24 protein-coding genes are annotated in these 24,253 nt (G+C 58.7%); 14 read left to right on the top strand and 10 right to left on the bottom strand.

Annotation, left to right across the window (positions count from 1 at the left end; all coding sequences use genetic code 11):
• The first annotated feature begins 7 nt into the window (after window positions 1–7).
• A complete protein-coding gene (locus ACXAEW_RS02050; protein WP_474939722.1) occupies window positions 8–628 on the top strand; it encodes a TetR/AcrR family transcriptional regulator in 621 nt (206 codons plus the stop codon).
• Window positions 629–659: 31 nt separating this feature from the next.
• Here ACXAEW_RS02050 and ACXAEW_RS02045 read toward each other — a convergent pair whose 3' ends face one another.
• Both ACXAEW_RS02045 and ACXAEW_RS02040 read right to left on the bottom strand, forming a co-directional pair.
• Window positions 660–1,352 carry an alpha/beta fold hydrolase gene (locus ACXAEW_RS02045; RefSeq protein WP_474939721.1) on the bottom strand — a complete coding sequence of 231 codons (693 nt, stop codon included), beginning with the start codon at window positions 1,350–1,352 and terminating at the stop codon, window positions 660–662.
• Window positions 1,353–1,545: 193 nt separating this feature from the next.
• Window positions 1,546–2,169, bottom strand: a complete 624-nt coding sequence (locus ACXAEW_RS02040) for a 50S ribosomal protein L25/general stress protein Ctc (RefSeq protein WP_474939720.1) — start codon at window positions 2,167–2,169, stop codon at window positions 1,546–1,548.
• Window positions 2,170–2,379: 210 nt separating this feature from the next.
• On the opposite strand from ACXAEW_RS02040, the gene ACXAEW_RS02035 reads away from it, so the two are divergent.
• A complete protein-coding gene (locus ACXAEW_RS02035) occupies window positions 2,380–2,817 on the top strand; it encodes a hypothetical protein (protein ID WP_474939719.1) in 438 nt (145 codons plus the stop codon).
• Window positions 2,814–3,512 (top strand): HTTM domain-containing protein, encoded by a 699-nt coding sequence (locus ACXAEW_RS02030; protein ID WP_474939718.1) that lies wholly within the window; start codon window positions 2,814–2,816, stop codon window positions 3,510–3,512. Before ACXAEW_RS02035 ends, ACXAEW_RS02030 begins: the two co-directional genes overlap by 4 nt.
• A gap of 60 nt (window positions 3,513–3,572) precedes the next feature.
• On the opposite strand, the gene ACXAEW_RS02025 is transcribed toward ACXAEW_RS02030, so the two are convergent.
• From ACXAEW_RS02025 to ettA, 3 genes are all read right to left on the bottom strand, one after another.
• Window positions 3,573–4,742, bottom strand: a complete 1,170-nt coding sequence (locus ACXAEW_RS02025) for an alpha-hydroxy acid oxidase (protein WP_474939717.1) — start codon at window positions 4,740–4,742, stop codon at window positions 3,573–3,575.
• Between the two features lie 148 nt (window positions 4,743–4,890).
• Window positions 4,891–5,097, bottom strand: coding sequence for a cold-shock protein (locus ACXAEW_RS02020; protein ID WP_474939716.1), 207 nt, complete (start codon window positions 5,095–5,097; stop codon window positions 4,891–4,893).
• 611 nt (window positions 5,098–5,708) lie between these two features.
• Complete coding sequence (gene ettA / locus ACXAEW_RS02015) at window positions 5,709–7,376, bottom strand: energy-dependent translational throttle protein EttA (RefSeq protein WP_474939715.1); 1,668 nt, start codon at window positions 7,374–7,376, stop codon at window positions 5,709–5,711.
• A gap of 758 nt (window positions 7,377–8,134) precedes the next feature.
• Here ettA and ACXAEW_RS02010 point away from each other — a divergent pair.
• Complete coding sequence (locus ACXAEW_RS02010) at window positions 8,135–8,602, top strand: DUF1203 domain-containing protein (RefSeq protein ID WP_474939714.1); 468 nt, start codon at window positions 8,135–8,137, stop codon at window positions 8,600–8,602.
• A 92-nt stretch (window positions 8,603–8,694) separates the two neighbouring features.
• Here ACXAEW_RS02010 and ACXAEW_RS02005 read toward each other — a convergent pair whose 3' ends face one another.
• Window positions 8,695–9,570: a bifunctional helix-turn-helix transcriptional regulator/GNAT family N-acetyltransferase gene (locus ACXAEW_RS02005; protein ID WP_474939713.1), complete on the bottom strand. Its 876-nt coding sequence runs from the start codon at window positions 9,568–9,570 to the stop codon at window positions 8,695–8,697.
• Window positions 9,571–9,683: 113 nt separating this feature from the next.
• Between ACXAEW_RS02005 and ACXAEW_RS02000 the strand changes: the two genes are divergently transcribed.
• Together ACXAEW_RS02000 and dacB are read left to right on the top strand one after the other, a co-directional pair.
• Window positions 9,684–10,328 (top strand): nicotinate-nucleotide adenylyltransferase, encoded by a 645-nt coding sequence (locus ACXAEW_RS02000; RefSeq protein WP_474939712.1) that lies wholly within the window; start codon window positions 9,684–9,686, stop codon window positions 10,326–10,328.
• 61 nt (window positions 10,329–10,389) lie between these two features.
• Window positions 10,390–11,880 (top strand): D-alanyl-D-alanine carboxypeptidase/D-alanyl-D-alanine endopeptidase, encoded by a 1,491-nt coding sequence (gene dacB, locus ACXAEW_RS01995; RefSeq protein WP_474939711.1) that lies wholly within the window; start codon window positions 10,390–10,392, stop codon window positions 11,878–11,880.
• Between the two features lie 21 nt (window positions 11,881–11,901).
• Here the strand turns inward: dacB and ACXAEW_RS01990 are convergent, their stop codons facing one another.
• The 3 genes from ACXAEW_RS01990 to ACXAEW_RS01980 form a co-directional block, all read right to left on the bottom strand.
• Window positions 11,902–12,324 carry a tellurite resistance TerB family protein gene (locus ACXAEW_RS01990; protein ID WP_474939710.1) on the bottom strand — a complete coding sequence of 141 codons (423 nt, stop codon included), beginning with the start codon at window positions 12,322–12,324 and terminating at the stop codon, window positions 11,902–11,904.
• Window positions 12,325–12,432: 108 nt separating this feature from the next.
• A complete protein-coding gene (locus tag ACXAEW_RS01985; RefSeq protein ID WP_474939709.1) occupies window positions 12,433–13,617 on the bottom strand; it encodes a pyridoxal phosphate-dependent aminotransferase in 1,185 nt (394 codons plus the stop codon).
• Window positions 13,618–13,621: 4 nt separating this feature from the next.
• Window positions 13,622–14,281 carry a TetR family transcriptional regulator gene (locus ACXAEW_RS01980; RefSeq protein ID WP_474939708.1) on the bottom strand — a complete coding sequence of 220 codons (660 nt, stop codon included), beginning with the start codon at window positions 14,279–14,281 and terminating at the stop codon, window positions 13,622–13,624.
• A 187-nt stretch (window positions 14,282–14,468) separates the two neighbouring features.
• On the opposite strand from ACXAEW_RS01980, the gene ACXAEW_RS01975 reads away from it, so the two are divergent.
• From ACXAEW_RS01975 to ACXAEW_RS01945, 7 genes are all read left to right on the top strand, one after another.
• Window positions 14,469–14,960, top strand: a complete 492-nt coding sequence (locus ACXAEW_RS01975) for an Lrp/AsnC family transcriptional regulator (protein WP_474939707.1) — start codon at window positions 14,469–14,471, stop codon at window positions 14,958–14,960.
• 132 nt (window positions 14,961–15,092) lie between these two features.
• The gene (locus tag ACXAEW_RS01970) at window positions 15,093–16,331 is read left to right on the top strand and encodes a trans-sulfuration enzyme family protein (protein WP_474939706.1); all 1,239 of its coding nucleotides are present in this window, start codon (window positions 15,093–15,095) and stop codon (window positions 16,329–16,331) included.
• 180 nt (window positions 16,332–16,511) lie between these two features.
• Window positions 16,512–17,282: an ABC transporter ATP-binding protein gene (locus tag ACXAEW_RS01965; RefSeq protein ID WP_474939705.1), complete on the top strand. Its 771-nt coding sequence runs from the start codon at window positions 16,512–16,514 to the stop codon at window positions 17,280–17,282.
• Window positions 17,283–17,337: 55 nt separating this feature from the next.
• Window positions 17,338–18,117, top strand: coding sequence for a transporter substrate-binding domain-containing protein (locus tag ACXAEW_RS01960; protein ID WP_474939704.1), 780 nt, complete (start codon window positions 17,338–17,340; stop codon window positions 18,115–18,117).
• Between the two features lie 65 nt (window positions 18,118–18,182).
• On the top strand, window positions 18,183–18,905 hold the full coding sequence (locus ACXAEW_RS01955) for an ABC transporter permease (RefSeq protein WP_343032518.1): 723 nt from the start codon (window positions 18,183–18,185) through the stop codon (window positions 18,903–18,905).
• 12 nt (window positions 18,906–18,917) lie between these two features.
• Entirely contained in the window at window positions 18,918–19,742 is an 825-nt protein-coding gene (locus ACXAEW_RS01950; protein ID WP_474939703.1) for an ABC transporter permease, read from the top strand.
• 68 nt (window positions 19,743–19,810) lie between these two features.
• Window positions 19,811–20,713, top strand: a complete 903-nt coding sequence (locus ACXAEW_RS01945) for a homocysteine S-methyltransferase family protein (RefSeq protein ID WP_474939702.1) — start codon at window positions 19,811–19,813, stop codon at window positions 20,711–20,713.
• Between the two features lie 26 nt (window positions 20,714–20,739).
• Here ACXAEW_RS01945 and ACXAEW_RS01940 read toward each other — a convergent pair whose 3' ends face one another.
• On the bottom strand, window positions 20,740–22,302 hold the full coding sequence (locus tag ACXAEW_RS01940; RefSeq protein ID WP_474939701.1) for a hypothetical protein: 1,563 nt from the start codon (window positions 22,300–22,302) through the stop codon (window positions 20,740–20,742).
• Between the two features lie 211 nt (window positions 22,303–22,513).
• On the opposite strand from ACXAEW_RS01940, the gene ACXAEW_RS01935 reads away from it, so the two are divergent.
• The gene (locus tag ACXAEW_RS01935) at window positions 22,514–24,157 is read left to right on the top strand and encodes a lysine--tRNA ligase (protein WP_474939700.1); all 1,644 of its coding nucleotides are present in this window, start codon (window positions 22,514–22,516) and stop codon (window positions 24,155–24,157) included.
• Window positions 24,158–24,253: the final 96 nt, after the last annotated feature.

Genomic DNA, 24,253 nt, shown 5'->3' with positions numbered 1-24,253 from the left:
GAACGCTATGACCCAAAAACATGACCGTCGTACTGCCCTTGACAATGCGCTTGGGATTTTCTGGAAGAATGGCTTTCACGGCACCTCGCTCAAGGATCTTGAGCAAGGCCTGTCGATGCATCCGGGATCAATCTATGCGGCCTTTGGGTCCAAAGCCGGGCTCTACGGGCAGGTTTTGGAGCATTATGCGGATCAGACCGCCCAGATGCTTGCCGAACGGTTGGAAGCCGCGCAAAGCCCGCTGGAGGCTCTGACGCACTGGATTGAGGAGTGCCACCCGATTTCGGTCCATGACGGGGCGCAGGCGGCTTGTTTTGTCAGCAAGTCGATCATGGATACGGGGATTGATGATCCCACGATCAAAGCGATCCAGACCCGGGTTCTGAAAGATATGGAAGCCCATTTCGCAGATGCATTTAAACAGGCGTGCGACAGGGGGGAACTTTCTGCAGAAACGGATTGCAAAGCTCTGGCACGGTCTCTGCTGGCGGCTTTGTCCGGGATTGCACTCTTTTCTATACGTGCAGAACGGCGGGAGGTTTCGTCTGACATGATCAAACGTCTGGTCGAAGAGCTGCGCAGCCTAAGGACGTCCAGGAAAGGCGCAGCCCGGCTTGGCTTGGTCTGATTGGGTTCGATTGGGTTTGATTGGCGGGCGATCAGGGGGGCTGTTGCGACAGGGCCCGGTCCAGGCATTCAAAAAAGCGCAGCTTTGCATGGCGTTCCTGCCAGGGTTTGTGCCCGCATCGCAGCAGGAGATGAAAGGTGAAATCCGCTATCCGAGGCGATAGAGCAGGGGAGATATCGCCAAAGGGATGGGGGTCTTCGGCACCATGAATGGCGGTCACGGGGCAGGTCACGGTTTCTGCTGCCAGAAGCAAGGCACCTGACTCTCGCATCTCTTTAGCCTCGGCCCAGACCGATTTGTGAATTTGCGGATCAAAGGTGACCAAAGGGGCAGGGCTGTCGTCGCGTGCGACACTGTCGGCCCTGTCATAAAGCTCAAGATATCGGGCCAAAGCCTCGGGATCGGCCAGCTGCGTTTCGAGGTCGGCCAAAGCGTTTTGTTCCGCAGAGGTCAGCCGCGCCATGCGGGTGGCCCCAATCGTTCGCGCCTGTGCTGGATCAAACGGGGGACAGCCTATCAGGATCACCCGGTCGACAATGCTGCGGTGCCTGGAGGCGAACAACAGGGCCAACCAGGCTCCCCAGGACCAACCAATCAAAGTGACCGGCATTTGCGCGCCCTCTGTCAAAAGGGACCGCAGCTCCTCAATCTGTCCGCTGATGCTGGGCGCCGTCTGATAAGGCTCCAGCACCCCGTAACCCCGTGCGCCCAACGCCCGTGCCAAAGGCGCAACCTCACCTGCGCCGCCGGGACCACCGTGTAGGACAGCGATTCGGGCAGGGGCGGCGCCATGATGAAAAACAGGTGGACCAGAGCAGGGCATAGGCCGAGGTTAGCACGTATCAAAGCCCGGTTTGACAGCAAAAAGGGGCCACAGGGGCCCCTTTCTCAAAACCGTGCAAGCTGCACAGGTCTTATTATTCCGCGGCTTCTTCTTCGCCTTCGGCTTCGTCGCTGGCAGCTGCGGCCAGACCAGACGGTGCGGCGAGGTTTGCAACAACAAAGTCACGGTCGATCGTCGGCTTTGCGCCTGCAGGCAGTTCAACGTCGGAGATGTGGATCACATCGCCGATTTCTTTGCCGGTCAGGTCAACAACCAGTTTATCAGGGATGTCACCAGCGGTTACGATCAGCTCAACTTCGGAACGAACAACGGTTACAACACCGCCTTTTTTGACGCCGGGTGCTGCTTCCTCGTTGATGAACTCAACCGGGATGTACAGGTTGATCTTCGAGGTGCGGCGCAGGCGCATCAGGTCAAAGTGTGTCGGCAGGTCTTTGACCACGTCACGTTGAACGTCGCGGCAGATGACGCGAACGTCTTCCTGGCCTTCAACCTTCAGGTTCCACAAGGTGGATTTGAACTTGCCAGCTTTCAGCTTTTTCAGCAGTTCGTTGAACGGGATCTGGATTGCCAGCGGATCAACTTCACCACCGTAAACCACACCCGGAACCATGCCAGCACGACGTGCTGCGCGAGCGGCGCCCTTGCCTGTCCCCGCACGTTCCTGGGCGACGAGATCTGGAATCTCTTTTGCCATTTGAATTCTCCAATGTTTCTAGGGCAGGGTGCCTCCAAGGCTGTCACCCCGCGTGAAGCCCGCCGCTTACACCAGTTTCCCCGGTTTGGGAAGAGGGTGAACTGCAAAAGCCCGATGCTTTGGGAACCCTCTGTTAAATTCACCGAATTATGGTGGTCCTGACCGGCTTGATTGGCCGGTTCCTGCGATTTTTGACCCAAAGGATGACCCGTGCTGCCTGTGATTTTGCGCGTGATTTCACTGTTGCTGCCTGCGCTGATTCCCTCCTGGCGGTTTTTCAAATCCGTGGCCCCGTCACCTCGGGTGGAATACCGGGTGATTGGGGGGGCGGCTGCCTGTGACTGGGTCGAGGATCGCCCGCGTCCGGCAAGGCTTGCGCCCGCGACCTTTGTGCGCCGGATGGTCTGGAACCCCGACTGGAACGAGCAGCTGTTTCTGGTCGCCTGCGCCGAGCGGATGATCGAAGAGCCGAGCCAGCACAGTCTGGATGAGCTCCTGATCCGTGTGGCCCGGGTTCTGGATGCAGACGAAGGGCTGCTTCAGATCCGGCTGGTGTTCATCGCGCGCGAGGGCGACGCGCTTGTGAAGTCCGTGGAATATGAAAGCCCGCCCACCGCGCTTTCCGGTCTCAGGAGGCGGGCGGCATGACGTTTGAATTTACTCTGCGTCTGATGCAGGTCCTGCTGGGCCTCGCCATTGCTCAGCAAAGCCTGGAACATATGAAGCCCGGACATCTGGCGGCGCAGCATCGGATGATCTTTGCCCTGCGGCTGGCACTTGCGTTGGCGGTGGCGGCGGGGCAGGGCGCGCCGTGGGCCATGTATGGGTTATGGGGTGTGGGGCTGTGGATGCTGCACCGGTTCCAGGGGCCTTATAATGGCGGCAGTGACAAGATGACCCTGCTGATCCTCACCTGCCTATGTCTGGTGCAGCTGGCCCCGGATCGGTTCTGGCAGGAGATGGCGCTGTCCTACCTCGCGGTGCAGCTGGTGCTGTCCTATTTTGTCTCGGGCTGGGTCAAGGTCTGGAACCCCGCCTGGCGGTCAGGCTCTGCGCTTAATGATGTGTTCCGCTACTCCGCCTATCCCGTCAGCGAAGGTCTGCGCAGCTGGGCAGACCGGCCACGGGTCCTGTGGGCCATGGGCTGGGCCGTCATGCTGCTTGAGATCCTGTTTCCGCTGGCTCTTCTGGATCCGCTTGCCCTGAAACTGGCGCTGGCCTGCACCGCCGCGTTTCACCTGTCCAATGCCTGCTTCTTTGGCCTGAACCGGTTTTTCTGGATCTGGCTGTGTGCCTATCCGGCCCTGTTCTGGTTTCAGGACCGAATTGTCACAGGGCTTTGAACCTGCAAACATGAGGAGGCCGGGCAGCGAGTTGCCGCCCGACTTGAAGCGGGAAGTGCGTTACTGATCCTGCCAGCGTCCGCTAAAATCCTCGGGGATCAGCAGGTTGTGACGGCCCAGATTGGCCACGTTCTTCTCGCCGCACAGCGCCATGGTGGTGTCCAGCTCTTTGTGGATCACTTCCAGAGCGCGGGTTACGCCCTGTTGCCCCATTGCCCCCAAACCATAGACAAAAGCCCGGCCGATCATCGTGCCCTTGGCACCCATGGCCACCGCCTTCAGAACGTCTTGGCCCGAGCGGATACCGCTGTCCAGATGAACCTCTACCTGATCGCCGACCGCATCCATAATTGCAGGCAACATGCGGATCGATGACAGGGCACCGTCCAGCTGGCGTCCGCCATGGTTTGATACCACAATGGCATCCGCGCCCAGTTTGGCGGCCATCTTGGCGTCTTCGGCATCCAGAATCCCTTTCAGGATCACTTTGCCGCCCCACATCTCCATCAACCGCTCAATCTTGCTCCAATCCAGCGTCGGATCAAACTGTTCCGCAGTCCAGGAGCTGAGTGATGATGTGTCCGAAATCCCGTCGACGTGGCCAACAATATTACCAAAGTCACGACGTTTCGCGCCGAGCATCTCAATCCCCCAGCGCCATTTTGTCATCAGGTTGGCGATGGTTTTGGGGGTCAGCTTTGGTGGGGCGGACAACCCGTTTTTCAGATCCTTGTGCCGTTGGCCGAGGATCTGCAGATCCAGCGTGATCACCAGAGCCGAGCAGCCCGCATCCTTGGCCCGCTGGATCAGGCGCGCGGTATAATCCATGTCCTTCATCGTATAGAGCTGGAACCAAAAGGGTTTGTTCGTCGCCTCTGCGACCTCTTCGATTGAATTGATGGACATGGTGGACAGGGTAAAAGGCACGCCAAAGCTTTCGGCAGCCCGCGCCGCCTTGATCTCTCCATCGGCGCTTTGCATACCCGTCATCCCCACCGGAGCCAGTGCCACGGGCATCGCCACATCCTGTCCGATCATCTGGCTGGTCGTCGACCGCCCGGCCATATCCACGGCGACGCGCTGGCGCAGACGGATCTGGTCAAAATCCGAGGTGTTCTCTCGAAAGGTCTGTTCGGTCCAGCTGCCGCTTTCGGCATAGTCAAAGAACATCCGCGGCACACGGCGCTCATAGATGCGTTTGAGGTCCTGGATATTTGTAATCACGGGCATGATGCACCCCTTCTGGCAACTGGTAAACTTTCTTTACCAATGTGCGCGTGGCCTTGCAATGCCCAGAAACCCTGAGTGCAGCACCCCTCAAACGCAAAACAGCCCACCATATGGCGGGCTGCATCGCGAACCGATCGAATGAAAAGGCTTAGGCCAGTTCGATCTGATCTGCGCTTTCGCGACCATCACGGCCAGCGCGCAGTTCAAAGGTTACTTTCTGGTTGTCTGCCAGACCGGTCAGGCCTGCGCGCTCAACAGCAGAAATATGTACAAAGATGTCTTTGCCGCCATCATCGGGTGCGATGAAGCCATAGCCTTTGGTGGTGTTGAACCATTTTACGGTGCCTGTAGGCATCGGGTCTCTCCAATTTGTTGTTGCTGTCCGCGGGGATGCGACAGCCCGGCATTCAAGTCTTGATCGAAAGACTGAACGCCGCCCAAGGGGGACAACAGCTGGTCGATAAAGAAGCAGTAGCACCTATAGATATGGCAGCGGAATTTCGTTGCGGCAAGAGATTCCAGCGGGGAGAAACGTGGAATTTAGGCCCTTTAAATGGTTTCTCCCAAGGATTTTACGGTTCTGTGGCGACCCTTTGCCGATGCACATGTGTGCAGGGCTGAAAGGTTAACGTTCAGTGTATGTTCGCCCGATGAGCCGAGCGGGAGAGCCACTGGAATCGGCGGCGAGCTTGACCTGTGCGGTGATCTACAAATCGGACGTGGCGCGGCGCCATACGTTCCGCGACTGACCTTTCCTTCGAGACGGGCGACCCGAGGCCACCATCGCTTATCCCCGCCAGAGGATCACACAGAGCCGCTAAGCTCTCGCTAGATTTTGGGGTGCTCGCATCGCGAGGCCTTCGGTCGAGCTGTAAACGTTAGGCAAACATCTTGAATTAAACGGAAACCAAAATGGAAAAAGCCCCAGGCGGGGCTTTTTCTTTGAATAAGCGATGAAGCGTAGGTTTACCGCACAAATTTCTTGTGCTTCAGGCGCTTGGGCTCCAGCGCATCGGGGCCGAGGCGGCGCTTTTTGTCTTCCTCGTAATCCTCAAAGTTGCCCTCGAACCACTCCACATGCGCGTCACCTTCAAACGCCAGGATGTGGGTACAGATCCGGTCGAGGAAGAAACGATCGTGCGAGATGACCACGGCGCAGCCCGCGAAATCCACCAGCGCGTCCTCCAAGGCCCGCAGCGTCTCCACGTCCAGATCGTTGGTCGGTTCGTCAAGCAGCAGGACGTTGCCGCCTTCTTTCAACAAACGCGCCATATGGACACGGTTGCGTTCACCACCGGACAGCAGGTTGAGCGGTTTTTGCTGGTCGCCGCCCTTGAAATTGAATGAGGAACAATAGGCGCGCGAGTTCACCTGTGCGTCGCCCAGTTCAATAATCTCAGCCCCGCCGGAAATCGCTTCCCAGACGGTTTCATTGTCGTTCAGATCATCACGGGACTGATCCACATAGGACAGTTTGACGGTGTCCCCATATTCCACGGTGCCCTCGTCAGGTTGTTCCTGACCGGTCAGCATCTTGAACAGGGTCGACTTACCGGCGCCGTTGGGGCCGATCACACCGACGATGCCACCCGGCGGCAGCGAGAACTCCAGCCCCTCAACCAGCACCGTGTCGCCAAAGCCCTTTTTCAGACCGGACACTTCGATCACTTTGGAGCCCAGGCGCGGACCGTTTGGAATGACGATCTGGGCGCGGCCGACCTTCTCACGTTCGGACTGCGAGGCCATCTCGTTATAGGCCGCAATACGCGCTTTGGATTTCGCCTGACGGGCCTTTTGACCCTGACGCATCCACTCCAATTCGCGTTCCAGCGTCTTTTGCTTGGATTTGTCTTCGCGCGCTTCCTGCTCCAGACGTTTGGCCTTCTGCTCCAGCCAGCTGGAGTAGTTGCCCTCGTAAGGAATGCCGCGCCCACGATCCAGTTCCAGAATCCAGCTGGTGATATCGTCCAGGAAATAGCGGTCGTGGGTCACGCAGAGGATGGTGCCCTTGTAGTCGATCAGGTGCTGTTGCAGCCAGGCGATGGTCTCGGCGTCCAGGTGGTTGGTCGGTTCGTCGAGCAGCAGCATGTCCGGCGCTTCCAGAAGCAGCTTGCACAAGGCCACACGGCGGCGTTCACCCCCTGACAGATCCTTGATCGGAGCATCATCCGGCGGGCAGCGCAGCGCCTCCATCGAGACGTCAATCTGGCTGTCCAGATCCCACAGATTGTCCGCGTCGATTGCATCCTGCAGCTTGGTCATCTCCTCCATCAGCTCATCAGTGTAGTTCTCGGCCATCTCAACCGCGATCTGGTTGAACCGATCCACTTTGGCTTTTTTCTCGGCCACGCCCAGCATGACGTTTTCGCGCACGGTCAGGCTTTCATCCAGCTGCGGCTCTTGCGGCAGATAGCCAACCTTGGCCCCTTCCGCCGCCCAGGCCTCGCCGGTGAAATCCTTATCGAGACCGGCCATGATCTTCATCAGAGTCGATTTACCGGCACCGTTGACACCGACCACACCGATTTTCACGCCGGGCAGGAAGGACAGGTGGATGTTTTCAAAGCATTTCTTGCCACCGGGGTAGGTCTTAGAGACCCCCTGCATGTGGTAGACATATTGATAGGCCGCCATGGCAAAGCTCCGTCAAAGAGGGGAATGAGTTTGCCGGACGTGATAGCGGATGGCAGGGGCGGGGGCAATTGGGGTTGTTTACGCAAGCGAACTTGGTGCTTGTGATATAGTTTTTAAGTATCTAATATTTAATAACTTTTGAAAGAAGACGTTTTTAACTGTCGGGCAATGTCTCGCGACGATTAGAACTTTGCGTACATAAGGTGGACACGAATGGAGGTTTCCGGATTTTATGTTTTTTGCGGCCTTTAAATTGTGTGCGCGTATACTCGCTATGCCGATGCTTCTGTTCGTCTACGCAGGTTTTTCCCTTCAGGGTATCTTCCGGTTTCAGGTTGGCCATTGGCACAAAGGCGAGGATTGTTCGCAATTGGTGCCGTTATCAGTTTCCTTTTTCATCGGCGCAATCATGAGTGCGGTTTTCTTGCTTGTTGTGCTGGTGCTCTTGCGCTTTTGCCTTCGCAGGGTTCTAATTCTTGTATTGGTGCTCTGCGGGCTCATAATGGCATCTGGTCCCATCCCGGGAGAGCAAACTCTACTCATAGTTTGTAACCCTTCTGGACTTTTGCAAATTTTGGGGGCCTGGGTTGGCGTTTTAGTTCTCGGTATCTTTTATTCTTCGCGCTTTGAGAGAGCGAAGGCGGGGTAGAAAGGTTCTTGAACGCCAGAGGTTAAAAAAAAGTGCAAGATCCGGGCTGCTCCGGCCGATTGCGCCCCATAAACCCACAAGCAGACCTCATTTAATTGGAGAGACGCTTATGACCTATCGCATCACCGGCCTGGCCCCCGCGCAGTTTGCGCCCCTCTTTGGCCTCTCGGACGCGGAGCTTGCCGAAAGACATATCCAGCGCCACCATGTGGATGAACCCGACGCCTGTCCCGATCGCATCACCATGACGGATATGAACCCCGGTGACACGGCGCTGCTCCTGAACTACGAACACCTGCCCGTCGACAGCCCCTATCGGTCGCGCCACGCGATTTATGTCAAAGAAGGTGCCGACGTCGCCTATGATCGCACCGGCATCGTGCCCGAAGTCATGCGACGTCGCACTCTGGCGCTGCGCGGGATCGACAATGCGGGAAACATCGTGGACGCAGCTCTGGCAACGGGGGAGGGGATCGAACCCCAGATCCTGCGGCTGTTTGAAAACCCCGAAATCGCCTATATCCACGCTCATTATGCGCAGCGTGGCTGTTTCTCGGCCCGGATCGACCGCGCGTAACGCTCGGGCTTTCATCTTTTCAAAAATACTTAATTCCCAACAGGGGCCGCGCAGACCATCAGGCGCGGCCCTTGCGCTTCAAAAAACACGCGTCAGAGCAACTTTTCAAAGAACAGATCGGGATAGGGGTCTTCGTTAAATCGTTCAATCTCTGTCCAGCCGAGTTTGCGGTAAAGGCGCGCCGCTTCCGGCAGGGCAGAGTTGGTGTCCAGCCGCAAGCACGTGATGCCGAGGTCTCGCGCGGCCGTCTCACAGGCGCTCATCAGCCGCTGCGCCAGCCCCAGTCCGCGGGCAGAGGGCGCGACCCACAGGCGCTTGATCTCGGCGTATCCTTTGTCCGTGCCCTTAAGACCCGCGCAGCCCTGCGGCAACCCATCGGAAAGGGCCACAAAGAATGCCCCACGCGGTGGCTGCATGTCAGTTGCCTCCGGATCCGCAGAAAGAGCCACGTCAAAGCCGCGCGACAGGCGGTTGGCCAGTTCACCGTAATATTCTTCAAGGCAATGCACCGCTTTTGGGGCGCGGGGATCCATCGGGCGCAGCTCCATTCGCTCTGCCGTCAGTGCCGAGGCGACCAGATCCATCGCCGCCAGCAGCGCATCAGGGCGCGGGTGACGGTCCAAAAGCGACCGGGCCTGACCGTCCGACAGGGCGTTATAGGCGGCGGCCTCATACCGGCCTGTTTCGGTCAGGATGGCACGGCGTTTGCGCGCATCCCCCCGGTCGGTCTCCAGTCGGATCAGCCCTTCTTGCTCCAGCGCCTTCAGGGACCGGCTCATGACCGCCTTATCCAGATCCAGATGTCGGCGGATCACGCCCAGATCACTGCCAAAATGGTCGATGGCATGAAGCACACGGGCATGGCCCAGCGGTCGGCCACGGCCCAGAAATGAGGTATCAAGTGCGCCAACCTCGGTTGTGACGGCGCGGTTAAAACGGCGGATGCGGGCAATCGGATCAAGTGTCATGTGGTTGCATTAAGTCAATAGTTGACCCACGTCAACTATTTGTTGCGAGCTGTGTCAGAAAATTCATCTCCTTCTGATTGATCTTGTCTGATTTTCTGTGCATCAGTGCCTTCGTGCCATATCGTTTCCCACATATTCGACCGGGCCAGACTGTTGGTCTTTTGGGAGGGTCTTTTGATCCGCCGCATGCTGGCCATGTCGCCATCAGTGAGGCGGCCTTGCGCCGTTTTGGTCTGGATCAGCTGATCTGGCTGGTGTCTCCGGGCAATCCGTTGAAGGAGCATGCGCCTGCAGCGATGGAGCGCCGTCTGGCTGCGGCGCGGCGCCTGGTCAAACACCCTCGGATACATGTCAGCGATATCGAATGCTGTCTGCGTACCCGGTATACAGCCGAAACACTGCGGTCTCTGCGCGCCGGTCATCCGGGGGTGCGGTTTGTCTGGTTGATGGGGGCGGACAATCTGGTTCACTTCCACCATTGGAAAGACTGGACCGATATTCTGGAAACCGTTCCCGTGGGAATTCTGGCCCGACCGGGGGATCGTATCCGCGCCCGATTGTCACCGGCTGCCAAGGTCTATCGCCGCGCATTGCTGAAAGGTCGGCAAAGCCAGCTTTTGGCACAAGCATCAGCTCCGGCCTGGTGTTTCATCAATGTGCCGATGGTCAATCAATCCTCCACCAAGATCCGCGCCCGCGGCGATTGGGCCACAGGGCGCCGCCAAGGCGGCGAAACCTGGAAAAAAACGCAAGAGTGACTTGCCAAATTTCGGCGGATCGTTTGTCGTTTCGCAAGTATTAGGAACAAAAATCGGCACGATGATGGACCGTCGTAATTTCCTTATTTCCGGCCTGATGTTTGGTCTTGGGGCGAGAACTGCCCATGCAAATGCACCGCTGGTGTCTTTGCGCCCGAAGGCCCGTGTCGGCGGACCGGTCAGCGCCTCGTTCAATGGCGGGCTCAAGGGGCTGTTGGCCCGCGCAGGTCTTCGGGGCACGGTGGCCTGTGCTGTTGGCGATGTGGCAACAGGAAAGCTGCTGGAAGCCGAAGGTGGGACGACGGCCTTGCCGCCGGCCAGTGTGGCCAAGGCCCTGACCGCGCTTTATGCGCTGGACACTTTGGGGCCGTCGCATCGGTTTTCCACCGAACTGGTGGCAACGGGCCCTGTTACAGGCGGTGTGCTGGACGGGGATCTCGTGCTCTCGGGCGGTGGCGACAGTATGCTGAACACGGACCATCTGGCCCAGTTGGCCCGCAGTCTGAAAACGGCCGGTATCCGCGAAGTACGCGGCGCGTTTCGGGTCTGGGACGGGGCGCTGCCCGCGATCAAGACGATAGACCCGGGACAGCCCGATCACGTGGGGTATAGCCCTGCGATTTCCGGCATTGCTTTGAATTTCAACCGGGTTCATTTCGAGTGGAAACGCGGGGGCAGCGGCTGGGACGTCTCTATGGATGCCCGGACCGAGAAATATCGCCCGGCTGTGTCGATGGCCCGGATGCAGGTCGCAGCACGCAGCCTGCCTGTTTATACCTATGCCAGCAAAGGCGATGTGGACCAATGGACCGTGGCCAATGCGGCCCTTGGCAAAGGGGGCGCGCGCTGGCTGCCGGTACGCAAACCGGCCGTCTACGCAGGAGATGTTTTTCGCACCTTGGCGCGGTCTCATGGGATCGCGCTGCGCGCCCCAAAGGAGGCCCCTCATGCTCCGCGTGGGCAGGTGGTTGCCGTTCATCAAAGCCCGCCTTTGTCGGTGATGCTCAAGGCGATGCTGAAATACTCCAACAATCTGATGGCTGAGATGATCGGCATGTCGGCCTCCCGCGCGCGTGGGGTTGCGGCCAAAACTCTGGCTCAATCCGCCGATGTCATGAACCGCTGGGCGCGGGATCGCTACGGGATGAAAGACATCGCGCTGGTGGATCACTCTGGACTGGGAGAGAAATCCCGGATGACGCCAAGCGATCTGGTGGGCGCGCTGATCACCGCGCATAAAGAGGGGCAGCTGAAACCTTTGCTGAAACCCTTTCCTTTACGGGATGGAAATGGCCGTGTGATAAAAGGGCACCCGATCAAAGTTGCAGCCAAGACGGGGACGTTGAATTTTGTCTCGGGTCTTGGCGGGTTTATGACCGCAGCTGACGGAACCGAACTGGCCTTTGCCATTTTTAGCGCAGATCAGAAAACCCGCAATGCGCTTAGCCGGGCAGAACGCGAACGTCCGGAAGGCGCGCGGGGGTGGAACCGTCAGGCAAAAACGCTGCAGCAGCAGCTGATTGAACGCTGGGACGCGGTTTATGGCCGCTGACCCAGCGCGGGTATTGCATCCTTAGGTAATGTGGCGTGCGCGGGCCCCGCGTTCGATCGCTGCGGCATGAAGCCGGTCGATGTTCAGCTCGTAGCGGATTTCCTCCAGCAGGCGCAGTTCCGGCTCTGCCAGATTGCCATCCGCCGCAGCGACGTCACAGGCCAGCGCATAGGCGGTTTCAAACAGGCGTTCCGGCAGGTTGTCCCGGATCAATCCAAACAGAGCGTCCAGGCCGTCTTCCTGTTCAAAAAGATCATAGACTGTCTGGCTTACGGCGGTTGTGCGATCTGCGTCATATTCTGCAAAAACCGGCAGCATATTGACCGAGTTTTGAATTTTGATCAGCTCCGCGGTTCGGATGTTCTCATCCGATGCAGACACAGCCACCATTAACGCCACCAGGCAATCCTGTGGGGTCAACAGATGTGCAACTTCGTCTGACATGATCAATGGGTCCTTTGGCTGTGGTTTCACCGTCAGAGTTTAATCACGAAACGGTTCCCTTACAACGGAAGAAGGATGCAACACGGCCAAGAAACGCCTGTGCCGACATCAGTCGGCGGATTGCGGCAGGAGCTGTGCTGCAAACTGCAATATCCGTTCCAGCGCGGTGTCCAGCACATGATCCGGAACTGTCAGGGCAACACGGATCAGGGTCTGCGCCTGCGCTCCAAAAGAGCTGCCCGGCATAACGGCAACGCCATGCGTTTCAAGCAGCTGCCAGGCAAATGCCTCTCCGGACAGGCCGGTGGCCGAGACGTCAATCATCACAAACATACCGCCTTTGGGCATGGTCGCGCTGAGGGTGGGGCGCTTTGCAACCTGCGCCAGAACCCGTTTGGCGCGGCGTTCAAAATCCTGCCGCATCTGTGCTGCTGTGTCGAAATCACCCAACAAGGCGGCCTCGGTCATATCGGCAATAAAGGGCTGGTTGCCAAATAGCATGGTTTCAGCCACGGGAAGCAGGCGTTCGGTGAAGGCTGTCGGGCCAATGGCCCAGCCGCTGCGAAACCCCGGCGCGGCAAAGGCCTTGGAGATTGAGGACACCACTACGGTTCTATCTTGCAGCGCGCTCTGCTCAAGAGGAGAGGCAAAACCATCGCCGAAGGTCAGCCTCTCATAGACCTCATCACAGACAATCCACAGGTCGTGGCGGATCGCCAAAGCACCTAGTTCTGCCAGCGTTTCCCGGTCGATGACAGCCCCGGTTGGGTTATGAGGCGTGTTCAGCAGCAGGACGCGGCTGGCGGGTGTGATGGCCTGTTCCAGATCTTCGGGCTGCAAGACAAACCCATGTGCGCTGCGCAAGGGAATTGGTTGTACATGGGCCCCTGTGGCATGCACGACCCCTTCATAGGTTGCGTAATAGGGATCGCCCACCAGCACGCCGTCACCGGACTGCACCAAGGTCTGCATCACTGCATAAAGCGCGGTCTGCGTGCCCGGCAGGCAGATCACATTGTCGCGGCTCATCCCGGCCATGCGGGGGGCGTAGGTCTGAACCAGAGCGTCAATCAAACCGGGCTCGCCCCGCCCGTTGGAATATTTGGTCCGTCCTGCGCGCAAGGACCGGATGCAAGCCTCGATCAACGCCGGGTCGGGGGTAATCTCCGGCTCACCTATGGTGAGTTCAACAATGTCTTCGCCGCGTGCAATGCGGTCGCGCGCTGCGGAATAGACTGCCCATTTGTCGCCGCCCAAATCACGCAGCCGCTCTGTCAGATCTGCATAACGCATCGGGTTACTCTCCTGTTTCTGTGCCAAGATGCCGGGTGAGCGTTCCCTTGGGGAGGTGCAACAGATCCTCGCAGGCGGAGACGCCGATTTCGGCCAGCCCCGAAGGGTCGTAAATCCCGTGCTCCAGCGATCCTTCCAGCCACAGCCCGTCAATGACACCGTTTACCACAATCGACAGGCGCTTGATCTCTGCTGCGGCAACACTGCGCCCGTGGGCGGCCAGAACCTCGGGGATCAGCCCTTCGAGAATTTCCAGAAACTCACCATAAGACTCCTTGTGAATACGATCAAATTCAGGATCTGACCGCACCACGCCAATAAATGTCGCCCATAAAGAGACCTTGAAACTCGACAGGTTTGGCTCGGACAGGTTGCGCGCGATAAAGGACGCCAGACGGCTTTCGGCCGAACGGTCCGGCGCATCCGCATCCCGTGCGGCCTGACCGGTGAGCATCCCGATCAGATAGGCATAGGCCTCGCGCACCATCTCATCCTTAGAGGCAAAATAGTGGCGGATCAGGCCGGCTGACACACCGGCCTCCGCCGCGATTTTCCGCGCGGTGGCCGCATGCAGCCCATGGTCGGCGACCACATTCAACGTGGCTTCGATCAGCTCACGGCGGCGCACGTCTTCCGACAGGCGTTGAAAAGTCTTGCGCGTCATCTGGGTGGGTGTCCTCATCCTGCCACGGGTTGGCCTGTCCCGGCCCTGCGCCTGTGTCGCGCGTTTTGTAGATCTACATTTGTTCAATAAACGCGCGGGTTCAAGCGGTTCCACTTTCAAACCTCTCGTTGGGGCGGGTGGGCTTCCTTTCTTGTTGTTCAATTGTACAATAAGTGGGCGCGCCAACATGACAAAGGTTTCTTTCATGCAGCTTGACAGTTTTGACCGCCGTATCCTTGACCTGTTGCAACGTGATGCCCAGACCAAGGTGGATGTGATCGCGGATCGGGTGGGCCTGTCCGCCTCTGCTGTGCAACGCCGCATTCGCAAGCTGAAGGCGGAAAATGTCATCACCGGAGAGGTCGTGGTGGTAAATCCCAAGGCCGCGGGCAATATGATGACCTTTGTCGCCGGGGTCGAGATCGAGCGTGAAAACTATGAGGCGCTGGGTCGGTTCCGCGAATGGGTGGCGCAGAATGACAATATCCAGCAGCTTTACTATGTGACCGGTTCGTTGGATCTCGTGGTGATTATCCTCGCACGGGACACGGAACATTACGATGACATCTCGGCTGAGATGATGAAAGCCCACCGCCAGATCCGTCGCGTCACCACCCATGTGGTGCTGAAGTCGCTGAAAACCGGACTGGCGCTGCCGCTGCTGGATGAAGACCGCTGACGCTCCATTTGGGGCGCTTTCAATTCACTTGCGCCCTGAAGTAGGCGCATCTGGTTCAATTTCGCTGCCAAGGGGTCGTTTTTTCGCTGCAAGATTTCTGCCAAGCCAGCCTGACGAAAGCGACAGACCCTCATGACCACCATCGACCCCAAAATGCAGATCCCGCAGCCACAGACCCTTGGTCGCGAGACTTTGGCGCTTGATGCCGGGTTGGTGATTGACCCCCGCACGCGGGCGATCCAGCCCAATATCTCCATGTCGGTGAACAATATGGTTACTCCGGGAGAGGGGGCCTTTTCGGCGGATGGGGTCGAGGATCTGACCGCGCTGCCCTATATGTATGCGCGCTGGACAAACCCGACGGTGATTGAGCTGGAACAGCGTGTCGCCGCCCTGGAAGAGGCCGAACAGGCCATGTGCACCGCCAGCGGTGTTGGGGCGATCTCGGCGACGTTTCTGGGGCTGTTGAAGGCGGGTGATCACCTGATTATCAGCGATGTATGCTATGCCGGTGCGGCCGAGCTGGCCCGCGGTGTACTGCCCGATTTCGGGATCGAGGTCAGCCAGGTCAATCTGTCCGATCCTGACGCGCTGGCAGCAGCGATGCGACCCAATACCAAACTGGTGCATTGCGAGAGCCCCTGTAATCCGCTTTTGCGGTTCACGGACCTCGCCCGGATCAGCGAAATTGCTCATCAGGGCGGCGCGCTGGTCAGTGTGGATTCGACTTTGGCAACGCCGGTTGCCTGTCGGCCGCTGAATTTTGGCTGCGATCTGGTGATTCATTCGCTGACCAAATTCATCAACGGTCACGGGGATGCCATGGGCGGGGCGGTCGCCGGAAGCCAGTCCCTGATTGCCAAAATCCGCGCCCGCAGCGGCGTCTACCTGGGATCTACGCTCAGCGCGATGAACGCCTGGCTGATCCTGCGTGGGATCGACACGCTTTATCCCCGCATGAAAACCATGAGCGACAGCGCCAGCCAAATCGCCCGGTTTCTGGAGGACCATCCGCGTGTCAAACGTGTGCTTCATCCAAGTCTGGACAGCCATCCGCAGGTGGATCTGATCGCCCAACAGATGGATCTGCCCGGCGCATTGATCAGCTTTGAAACCAATGACTTGGCCGCGACAGAACAGAGGTTTGCGGACCGTCTGAAGGTGATCCACTATGCCTTTTCCGTGGGCCATCAGCGCAGCCTTCTGACGCTGCTCGACACCGATGTGATGATGAAATCCACCTATAAACTGCAGGGAGAACAACTGGCCGATTACCGCGCCTATGCAGGCGATGGTCTGTTCCGGCTGAGCGTCGGGCTTGAGACCGTGGACGATCTGATCCGCGATCTTGACCAAGCGTTGAGAGATTAACACCCAAAGAGGCGCGCACGCCCGTCTGACACCGGCCAAACATGGTGCAGACACGCTATCGGCTTGCAGAAAACGCCCGAAATGTGCTTTCCCTGTTTTACAGTCGTACAACAGGGCGAGACTCGCACAGACCCGTGAAGAGCGCAAAAGCGCCGCCAAACGGGGCCAACAGGAGAGAAGATGACACAAGATCCCGCGATTGAAATCCGCGATCTGCACAAGAGCTATGGCGCGATAGAGGTGCTGAAAGGCGTTTCAATGACCGCTTATCCGGGCGACGTGGTTGCCGTGATCGGGGGCTCTGGATCCGGAAAATCAACAATGCTGCGCTGTATCAATATGCTCGAAAAGCCAAGCTCGGGTCGCATTGCGATCCAGGGCGAAGCCTATGAGATGCGCCAGTTGGGGACCAACGCAATGGAGCCCGCTTCGCCGAAACAGGTGCAGCGGATCCGGTCGCAGCTTGGGATGGTGTTTCAGAACTTTAACCTGTGGCCACATCGCACCGTTTTGCAGAATGTGATCGAAGTCCCGATCCATGTCCTTGGCGTACCCAAGGAGCAGGCGGTTGCACGTGGTCGCGACGTGCTCGCCCGTGTTGGACTGGCTGAAAAGGAAGACGTCTATCCGGCCTTTATGTCCGGTGGACAGCAGCAGCGCGCGGCCATTGCGCGGGTGCTGGCGGTGGACCCGCTGGCCATGCTGTTTGATGAACCGACCTCGGCGCTTGATCCGGAACTGGTGGGCGAAGTGCTCAACGTGATCCGGGATCTGGCGGCGGAAAAACGCACCATGGTGCTGGTCACCCATGAAATGGCCTTTGCCCGCGATGTGGCCAGCCACGTGATCTATTTGCGTGATGGCCGGATCGAGGAAGAAGGCCCGCCTGAGCAGATCTTTGGCGATCCGCAATCGCCGAACCTGCAACAGTTCATTCGCTCTGTCGCCTGACGCCTGTCGTCCTGCGCCCTTTTTACCCCATCACGTCACCCATAGGGAGAATACCATGCTTCGCAAACTGAGCTTTGCCATTCTTGCCACCAGTGCCGCTGCACTGGCCGCACCAGTTGCCGCCGAAACCTTGAAAGTTGGCGTTTCCGCCGAACCCTATCCGCCGTTCTATGCCCCGGATGCATCCGGCGAATGGAAAGGCTGGGAAATCGACTTCATGAACGAGCTGTGTGCGCGCATTGAAGCCGAATGCATTGTCACCCCGGTGGCATGGGAAGGCATCATCCCGGCGCTGAATTCGGAAAAGATCGATATGATCATCGGCTCCATGTCCATCACCCCGGCGCGGGCGGAACAGATCAACTTCTCTGACAAATATTATGATACGCCAACCGCGCTGGTCATGGCCAAGGGCAGCAAGTTCGAAAACAGCCCCGAAGGTCTGAAGGGCGCCTATATCGGTGCGCAGTCCGGTTCGATCCAGCAAGTCTATGCTGAGAAATATTTTGCCGAAACCGCCAGCGAAATCCGCTTTTACCAGACCCTGGACGAAGAACTGCAGGATCTGGCGGCGGGCCGTATCGACGTTGTGATCGGCGACTCTCTCGCGATGGAACCGTTCATCACCTCTGACGAAGGCAAAGCCTGCTGTGAATTCAAAGGGGCCGTAGCGGCTGACCAGGACGTTCTGGGCTATGGCGTTGGCGTTGGCATGCGCAAGGAAGACACCGAGCTTCTGGCCAAAGTAAACGCGGCCATCGCAGAGATCCGCACCGACGGCACCTACGAGAAGATCTCGGCCGATTACTTCGCCTTTGACATCTACGGCGAGTAATCGCTGACTGGGGCTGCCCCTGCCGGGCGGTCCCTTCCAACCCTCAGATCAGAAAGCGTGCCTGCGTGTTGCAATCCATTGACCTCAGCCTTCTAGCCTTCAACCCTCCGGGGTGGGGTGGTGCCCTGCTCAACGGGTTTGTGAAATCCATCCAGCTTGCCGCCGGCGGCTATGCCATTGGTATTCTGATCGGCATTCTGGGGGCCAGTGCCAAGCTCTATGGCAACCGGGTCGTCAAGGATCTGGCCGAGATCTACACGATGGTGATCCGCGCGGTGCCGGAACTGGTTCTGATGCTGGTGTTTTACTACGCAGGCACGGATCTGATGAATACGGTTCTCAAGGCGATGGGATATGACGGGTTCGACGTCAACGGGCTGTTGGCCGGTATCCTTGTGATTGGTCTTGTGCAGGGAGGTTACACAACCGAGGTCATCCGCGGCGCGATCCTTGCGGTGCCGCCGGGCCAGATCGAGGCCGCCGCCGCCTTTGGCATGTCGCCGGGCAAGGTGATGCGCCGGGTGACCCTGCCTGCCATGACCCCCCACGCGCTGCCGGGGATGGCCAACCTGTGGATGATCGCAACCAAGGATACGGCGCTTTTGGCGGTCATCGGGTTCAGCGAGCTGACTTTGGTCACCAAACAGGCCGCCGCAGCAACCCGCGAGTATTTCATGTTCTTTATCGCCGCCGGGATCCTCTATCTGATCTTGACCCTTGGCTCCAACGTGATCCTGCGCCGGTTTGAACGTCACGCCCGTCGCGGCATGGTCCCGGTGCAGCGGTAAGGGGGCAAAGAGATGACTGATATGAATATCCCCGCCACCGCCGACAGAGCACCCGGTGCACTGGTCCAGATCCGCGCATTCTTCCTGCCCCATCGCATCGTCATGCTGGCGCTGGCCCTGTCGGGCGTTGCCGCGATGGTGCTGACCATGGACTGGAGCTGGCTGCCGCAGTTCATGCCCCGCCTCTGGAGCGGTCTTCTGATGACGCTTTATATGCTGTTTGGCAGCGTGATCCTCGGCTTCCTTCTGGCCGTTCCTCTGGGGCTGGTGCAGGTGGTTGGCCCGCGTCCCCTGCGCTGGCTCGCAACCGGTTTCTGCACCGTCATCCGCGGCACGCCGCTCCTGTTGCAGCTTTGGCTGTTCTACTACGGGCTCGGGTCGCTTTTTGCCCAATACCCAGAAATCCGCGAGACCTGGATGTGGCCCTATTTGCGGCAGGCCTGGCCCTATGGGCTGTTGGCGCTGACCATCTCCTTTGCTGCCTATGAAGGCGAAGTGATGCGCGGCGCCTTTGCCGGCGTTCCCCATGGAGAGCTGGAAGCCGCCCATGCCTTTGGCATGCCCAGAACCAAGGTCTTTACCCGTGTCTGGTTGCCGCGCGCCGTGCACCGTGCCCTGCCAACCCTGACAGGTGAGATCATCCTGCAGCTCAAATCCACACCGCTGGTGGCCACGGTGGCGGTGGCGGATCTTTATGCCATTGTCACGCGGGTCCGGCAGGCCACATTGCTGACCTATGAACCGCTTCTGCTGCTGGTGGCGATCTACCTCTGCCTGAGCGCGATCCTGATTGCGGGTCTGCGCTGGCTGGAAAACCGGGTGCCCAGCGGCCACTGATCCGGTATCACATTCACCTGAACGGCCTCCACTGCGGGGCCGTTTCGCAGTTAAAGGTAACAGCCTCTATGATCACCCTTCTTGATGGCGGTATGAGCCGCGAATTGCAGCGTCAAGGCGCGACGCTGAAACAACCGGAATGGTCCGCGCTGGCCCTGATGAACGAACCCGACAAGGTTCTGGCCGCCCATGCAGCCTTTGTGGCGGCGGGCTCCACTGTGATCACGGCAAACAGCTATGCGGTTGTGCCCTTCCATCTGGGGGACGAGGTCTTTGCCGCGCGGGGCGCTGAACTTGCCGCTCGTGCGGCCCGTCTTGCCCGTCAGGCAGCTGAGACCGTTGAAAATACCCGTGTCGCGGGCTGTCTGCCACCTGCCTGCGGTTCTTATATGCCGGAAAAATTTGACGCCAAGGTGGCGGCTCGGATCCTTTCGGTCTTGGTCGACAATATGAACGCAGACGTGGACTTCTGGCTCTGCGAAACCATGAGCAGCCTCGAAGAAGCACGGGTAACATCCGCCGCCACCCGCGAAACAGGCAAACCGTTCTGGATCTCCTTCACCCTGCGCGATGACAGCGAAACTCTGGCCCGGGGCAGCAGCCTTTTGCGTTCGAAAGAACCGGTAGAGGAGGCGGTGAAACTGGCGCTGGAGGTCGGAGCCGAGGCCGTGCTGTTCAACTGCTCCATGCCCGAGGTCATGGAAACCGCCATCCGCAGCGCCAAATCGGTGATGGCGGAGGCAGGGTGCGAGCTGCCCATCGGGATCTACGCCAACGCTCTGGTCTCTCAGGATGAGGACGGCGACGCAAATGAGGTCATCTCGGTTGTGCGTGAGGATCTGGACCCTTTGGGATATTGCACATGGGTGGACCGCTGGGTGTCCGCGGGCGCCACGCTGATTGGCGGTTGCTGCGGCATCGACGCCCCCCACATCGCCGCCCTCAACGCGCATTTTAAACCCAAAGGGTGACTCAGCTGTGGCCGGGGCTGGGTTGGTCAAACCTCAACCGGTAGCCATGTGCCAGTTTCCGGGTCGGCGTTGATCTGCATAGGCGCGCCGTCGACCGCGCCGATCAACCAGGCAAAGCTGTAAAAGAGCTGTATCATCACACGGGGCACCACCGCGTGGTCAAAGCTGAACAGCGTCATGCCGACATAGGCGACCAGGGTCACACTGGTGGCCAACAACAGGCTGAGTACAAGCGCGCCCGCGCCGACGCCGGTTAATGTGCCGTCGGTTTCGCCAATCCGGTCGGCAATCCAACGGCGCAGAAATCCGGGATAGGTCAATGCAGTGGCGAAAACAGCCAGCACAAAATGCACCACTGTCGGCAGTAAGGTAGAGGCGAGCATAAAGAACAGCCAGCCATAATGGGTGCCCCCCGCCAGCAGATCCGCAAACAGCGCATCAAGATCCAGCAAGCCGCTGCCATCACCAAACCGCAGCACGTCCACCAGCGCAATCATCACACAGCCCAGTGCCAAAAACGTCGCACCACCCACCAAGATGTCCCACAGCACGCTGCGCAGCGGATGATGGCCCCCCACTGCAACCTGACGCAGAAAATACCGCGTCGCCCCGACAGAGGCAAAATCCGCCAGCGCATTGACCAGTGGAAACAGGCCAAGGCACAGGAGAACCATGCGGCCGCTGTCATTTGGCAGGTTGTCCACCGGAACAAATCGCAGGAGCAGGGCCAACCCGCCGAGCGGCAGTAGAACGTATAAGGTCCACAACCAGACAGGGTTGTGCCCGCGTACGGCCAAACGGTCGGCGTGCCGGTCAAGGAAAACTGCGGCTGCGAATGCGACTGCGAATGCGACTGCGGCTGCAACTGCGGCTGCGCCTGCGCCTGCGCCTGAGAATGCGGCTGCGACTGCGGCTGCAGCTGCGGCTGCGAATGCGCCTGCGCCTGCGCCTGCGCCTGCAAATGCGGCTGCGAATGCGACTGGGGCTGCGACTGCGGCTGGGGCTGCGACTGCGGCTGGGGCTGCGACTCCACTCGGAAAACTGATTTGACTGAGCAGCCAAAAAAAACCAAACCACCCGCCCATGGCGCAGATAAACAATGGCAGGCGCCATGGGGGGGTGGTCCGCACAACGCTCAACATCAACGCAGCACATACCGCAAGACCCGCAGCCAGCAGGATCCGTTGCCATGGCGCACCAACAGGGGCGATGTCACGCCCACCCAAAACCATTGGGCTGCCTGCAATCCACTGTCCCAACAGCATCAAAATCGGGTAAGCCACCGCGAGGACCATCGTGAACTGGATCAACCCCGGCGAAAATGCGGTGCCAAGCGCGGATTTCGCGCGAAACCCGTCTTGCGCTGCAACGCCGCGCCGGATGCGGTGCAACAACAGGCGCAGCCACAGCCGATACCGCCGATAGGCCGAATCCTGTCGCAACCAGGTTTGAATGCGCCGCCGATCAAGGTCAGATCCTTTTAACGCCGCACGCAGCAGGCCAAAAGAGACTGTGGTCAGAACGCAAAACAACGACCACCACGCGCCGTTTTTACCAAACTCCCAAATTTCGAAGAGCAAATCGCGCATTCAAATCACAGTGTTGATAATAGGAATTGCAGACAGCTTAGCGACGATTGCGCGGGCGGCATAGGGGCAGGGACGAGGTTCGATCCACAGTTCCGCGTTGTTAAGGGGAGGGTTCCGGTTGACTCACCCCCTGCGCAGGCCATAGAGGGTTACGCCGGTTTGCAATCGTGCAGTCGGCCTCCCCAAACAGACACCCTTTTGGAGACACGAAATGTCTGAACTGCGCGAAGAAGCTCTGAAGAGCAAAGCCTGGCCGTTTGAAGAAGCACGCCGCATCGTCAAACGTTACGCCAAGGGCGCGCCAGAGAAGGGATATGTGCTGTTTGAAACCGGCTATGGCCCCTCGGGCCTGCCGCATATCGGCACCTTTGGTGAGGTGGCGCGCACCACAATGATCAAACGCGCGTTCGAGGAGATCTCGGACATCCCAACCAAGCTGATCTGTTTCTCGGACGATCTGGATGGCTTGCGCAAAGTGCCGTCCAATGTGCCGAACCCGGAAGCCCTGGAAGAGCATTTGCAGCGTCCGCTGACCGCGGTGCCAGATCCCTTTGGCACGCATGAGAGCTTTGGGGATCACAACAACGCCATGCTGCGCCGCTTTTTGGATACCTTTGGCTTTGAGTATGAGTTCTATTCGGCCAAGGAATTCTACCAGTCTGGCCAGTTCGACGAGATCCTGAAGCGTGCCGTCGACAATTACGACGAGGTCATGAAGATCATGCTGAAGTCCCTGCGCGAAGAGCGTGCGGCGACCTATTCGATCTTCCTGCCGATCCACCCGGAAACCGGCCGTGTTCTGTATGTGCCCATGAAAAAGGTCTGCGCCGAGACCTATACCGTTACCTTTGACGATGAGGACGGCAAGGAATGGACCCTGCCGGTGACCGGTGGCAATGTGAAATTGCAGTGGAAGCCGGACTTTGGCGCGCGTTGGGCCGCGCTGGGTGTCGATTTTGAGATGTACGGCAAGGAACACGCCACCAACGAGAAGATCTATGACGCGATCTGTCGTGCACTGGGGGGGCGCCAGCCAGAGCATTTCTCCTATGAGCTGTTCCTGGATGAGAACGGGCAGAAGATTTCGAAGTCTTCGGGCAACGGTGTGTCGATTGACGAATGGCTGACCTATGCCTCGACCGAGAGCCTGTCCTATTTCATGTATCAAAAGCCCAAAACCGCCAAGCGGATGCATTTTGATGTGATCCCCAAGGCGGTTGACGAGTATCACCAGCAGTTGCGTGCCTATGCAACGCAGGATGCCAAGGGCAAGCTGAACAACCCGGTCTGGCACATCCATGGCGGCGACGTGCCGGAATCGGATATGGTGGTGCCATTCTCCATGCTGCTCAATCTGGCGTCGGCGTCGAGCGCTGAGGACAAGGAAACCATGTGGGGGTTCATCAACAAATATGCCCCCGATGCAACACCTGAAACCCATCCAGGTATGGACAAGGCGGCCGGTTTTGCAGTGGCCTATTTCAACGACAAGGTAAAGCCGACCAAAACCTTCCGCGCACCCAGCGAGCAGGAGCGTGCTGCGTTGCTGGATCTGGCCGATGCACTGCGCACGACCGAGGCGGCGCTGGCGGCGATTGCCAAGAAAAACGAGATCGTCGGCAATGAGGATCCGCTGCCGGAGGCGGATTTCGCATCTGAAGAATTCCTGCAGTCAGTTGTTTTTGCAATTGGCAAGATCCACGGGTTTGAGCCGCTGCGCAACTGGTTTACGGCAATCTATGAGGTTCTGTTGGGGGCCAGCCAGGGGCCGCGTTTTGGTGGTTTTATTGCCCTTTACGGGGTCGAGGAAACCATAGGGTTGATCGAAAAAGGCCTCGCGGGCGAGCTGGGCTGAACCAAATTTGCAATCAGATTGAAAAGGGCATCCGCTGGGTGCCCTTTTTGTTTTTGTGAAAGAGGGGGGGCTCGGGGACCCTCCAAAGCGAAGCTT

This window comes from Epibacterium sp. ABZ3_068 (assembly GCF_056159265.1).
Note: the sequence above shows the minus strand (reverse complement) of the source record. Positions and strands in the feature narration are given on the sequence as shown.